Source organism: Collimonas silvisoli, assembly GCF_018305005.1.
GTDB classification, from domain to species: Bacteria; Pseudomonadota; Gammaproteobacteria; order Burkholderiales; family Burkholderiaceae_D; genus Collimonas; species Collimonas silvisoli.
Window position 1 is genome coordinate 1 of the sequence record NZ_JAGQEG010000195.1, and the last position, 3,424, is coordinate 3,424.

Consider the following 3,424-nt stretch of genomic DNA (forward strand, 5'->3'; position numbering starts at 1 on the left):
TGGCTGCATTTTTGGTGTTGTCATAGACGATTTCCATATGATTTTTCGTAACTACATTTAATTATAAAACAAAATAATATTTGTAGTTACAAATATTATTTCAGGAGCGGCGGGGGTGGCGCCGGTGAAAAAAATCCTTTGCAGCTATTTCTGATGTGGACAAGATTTGCCAGCGAAGTGTGATGAAAAACAGGTCTTTGCGGTAGTGGCAAAAATCTGAAAAACGGACTCGGAATTACTTGACAGTTTGAGGACGTGGATCAAATGCCCGGACGTAAAAAAAGCCGCCAGAGGCGGCTTGGAACGTAGCAACGGCAACACTTACCGACGCGGTACCCCGTCCCGCCATTCACCCCAATGCGTCACGATATCCTGCACCAGCGGATTACCTGCGCGGTACAGATTTTCCGTCGCCGGCAGGAAGCCGCCCTGGTCTGCATAGTTGAGCAGATTGTCGGCGCTGGTCTGGCCTTGGTAAGGACGATCGAAATCCGATCCGGTGCGCAATGCCGCGACGCGGTTCAGATCTACTCGCTTGGCGCTCGATGTGCGCTTCAATGCTTCGAAAGTGGCGTTGTCTTCCTGCGCCGTCATGCAATACACGCCTTTGTTGTCGGTCAAAATCTTGGTCCATTCGCGTGCGCGTTCGCCAAGCAAGGTACCTGACCACCAGGTGTTGCCGGAAGCGATATCGCACTGGATTACCGCAGGCGGCTGGTTCGCCGGCGCGTAACTGAATTTCGAGCGCGCTGCCTGTGCTTGCGCGCTGTCGGCCAGCACTACGTTGCGTGAGAGTGCGAACGCGGCGTCGGCCAGTTTCGGATTCAGCTGGAATACTTCGTTACGATAATCGAGCGGCGGTTTCTGGCTTGGGTTCTTGGTGTTGATGCCGAGAAAGCCGGTGTTCCAGCCGGCCGGGATTTCGCGTGCATCCAGTTCCCATTGGATACCGAAATCGACCAGATACTTGGCCCACGCGGCCGAACCAATTGTGCCGCGCGCGGGGTCGATACCGGCAATCCCGGAGATCAGGAAATAGGTATGGCGCAGATCGAAGCGCGACGAGAATGTCAACGCCATGATCGACGCCGATGCATTGGCATAACCCATGCCGGTGGTGACGACGCAGACATCTTGCTTGTTGCAGTGAACGTCGGGATAGTCTGGCGACAGCCCTGGCACCGAGACGGTTTTCCAGGGGCCGATGCGGTCCAGCCATGCCTGGCCTTCGGGGCCGAACATGGTAATGATCATTACCTTGACCGGGCGGTTGTGCGCATTGGATTCGGTGAGTGCATCGCTACCTCTGTCCTGTGCGATCGACGGACCGGTAGCGCAGGCGGCAAGCGATAGAACGGCTGTAGCAATAAGCGAGCGAGTCATCATGGGTTTTCCTTATGAAGTAGGAACGATAGTCTACCTGTGAAAATCAAATATTGTTACCGCAATGCAATATTTCAAGACGTATGTCAAACTAAAGAAAAGGCCCACATTGCTGTGGGCCTTTTAGATATTGGTGCTGGCTGCAGGACCTAACATCACAATTCAAAAAAACACATCTGAATCAATTACTTACCTAAATTTTACCAGTTGGTGAGGTTAAAAAGCAGGTACCCCCGACACCAATATAGTGTACTAGACATAGTTTTGTACTTGTCACAACTGTGAAAAATGCCAGTTGCGAAATAAAAATATCACTGCGACATTATTTGGTTGCATTTTTTTTTGCAATATTATCCAATAGAAATAATATTTTCCCAAAGGAAATTTAATGGCCCGAAATTTAAAAAAATGTGTGGATTGTGGAAATCCATTAAGCGTTACTGCTGTCGAGTGTTCAGGCTGCAAATCAACTGACCCATTTGGTGGTAAGAGATTTACACAAAAAATGCAAATTGCAGCAATTCTAGCTATAGCAGCTATTTTTGCTCTTGCTCACTTTGGTGTTATCAATCCTGCGGAAATTTTCAAAAATCTTTTTTCACATTAATGAATTTTAAAAAATAAATGAAAGAAATATTTTTTTGGTTTCAAATTGCATTTTATTTCTTATCTTCTTATTGGATATTTATTGTAATTTTCATTGCAATACTTATCTGGCTTGGAAGAAAAGCATTCAATTATCTTACCATTGAAACAACATTTTGGGTATTTTTATCAATATTTATCCTATCAAATGGATATTTTCTTTATCAATCATATGACTCAATCGTTCAAGGTCAATCAGATCAAGGTGTAAAAAAACACTACATATTGCAATAAACAATTGGTAAAAAATACCTCAATAGCACCCAGCAGAAAATTTAAAATCTGTGATAAAAGATATTTTAAAGTATTGGGAAATTAAAATTTTTCAAAAAAGTAATTTAGGAAATTGGAATGGGAAAACGTTATTATATTCAGGTAGGTGACAGAACAACAAAAAATGGTATTGTTACTACAGGACGAAGCAACAATACATTGGACGGCAATCCACTGTCATTTGAGAAAGATTTAATCGAATGTCCAGCATGCAAAACTACTGGTTATATTCTCTGTGTCGGAACTCGTATATCAAGCAAAGACAATGGTGTAGAACAAGCTCTTAGTGACGATTTGTGTATATGTAAATGCGATCCACCACCCCGTCTCATTGCCAGTCAAAATACATACTCAACAGAGGGTGAAGCAAGTGCAATTCCAGCCACAAGTGCATGGAATAATGAGCCATTATTCCATAGCCAATCTAATCAATACAATGAAAGATTTGTTGTTCGAGGCACAGGCGGAATTCCTATTCCTAACTTGTATTTTGGAATTAAACGTTCAAACGGAAGTATTGAATACGGTACAACAAATGAAAATGGAGAGACTGATTTAATGCTATCTAAAGAAGAGGCTGAAACAGTCGAAGTTTTTATTGCTGGATAATAGAAATTATGCCTACAAAAACAATCACGTCACCTGAAGGTGAAAAATTAAGATTAATAGCACAGCATACAACTACTAAAGGAATGGATACTTCATATAAGCCACTGGTAGCAGATTCTGAAACTATTGAAGTGTTAGTAAGTGATTCAAGATTACATAGTTTAGGTTCACAATTTGGACATGTAGCTATTGAAATTAACGATATGGTTTATGGTAGAGCCCCTGATAGTTGGGATGAAGATAATCGTAAACATTATTTATTTAGACAAGCATATCGAGCTACAATTGGATTTGTTTTACGAGTTTCTCCAGAAGATAAAAAAATTCTTTTAGCTGAAATAAAAAAGAGAGAAAAGAAGAATTTACCTTACGATTTGGCAATAAATAGTTGTTCATCAAATGCCTCTGAAATATTGGGGGCAATTGGTATTATTGCATACGATCCAAGATGGACTGCAATAGCAACGCCAGCAGATATGGTCGTTGCCCTTAGAAAAGCCAAAAGACTTGTAAG

4 protein-coding genes are annotated in these 3,424 nt (G+C 42.4%); 3 read left to right on the plus strand and 1 reads right to left on the minus strand.

All coding sequences use genetic code 11. The features are described from left to right. Nucleotides 1-321 precede the first annotated feature (321 nt). Entirely contained in the window at nt 322-1,386 is a 1,065-nt protein-coding gene (locus KHU33_RS25765; RefSeq protein ID WP_211468342.1) for a purine-nucleoside phosphorylase, read from the minus strand. Nucleotides 1,387-1,771: 385 nt separating this feature from the next. Here KHU33_RS25765 and KHU33_RS25770 point away from each other — a divergent pair, with 385 nt between their 5' ends. The 3 genes from KHU33_RS25770 to KHU33_RS25780 form a co-directional block, all read left to right on the plus strand. Beyond that, nucleotides 1,772-1,990 carry a hypothetical protein gene (locus KHU33_RS25770; protein ID WP_211468344.1) on the plus strand — a complete coding sequence of 73 codons (219 nt, stop codon included), beginning with the start codon at nt 1,772-1,774 and terminating at the stop codon, nt 1,988-1,990. Nucleotides 1,991-2,379: 389 nt separating this feature from the next. Further along, a complete protein-coding gene (locus KHU33_RS25775; RefSeq protein ID WP_211468346.1) occupies nt 2,380-2,910 on the plus strand; it encodes a PAAR domain-containing protein in 531 nt (176 codons plus the stop codon). Between the two features lie 8 nt (nt 2,911-2,918). After that, nucleotides 2,919-3,424 (plus strand): hypothetical protein (locus KHU33_RS25780; RefSeq protein ID WP_211468348.1); only part of this gene is annotated, 506 nt, incomplete at its 3' end.

Coding starts and splice junctions, on each gene's coding strand:
- KHU33_RS25770 (WP_211468344.1), top strand. CDS start 1,772: ATGGCCCGAAATTTAAAAAAATGTGTGGATTGTGGAAATCCATTAAGC.
- KHU33_RS25775 (WP_211468346.1), top strand. CDS start 2,380: ATGGGAAAACGTTATTATATTCAGGTAGGTGACAGAACAACAAAAAAT.
- KHU33_RS25765 (WP_211468342.1), bottom strand. CDS start 1,386: ATGATGACTCGCTCGCTTATTGCTACAGCCGTTCTATCGCTTGCCGCC.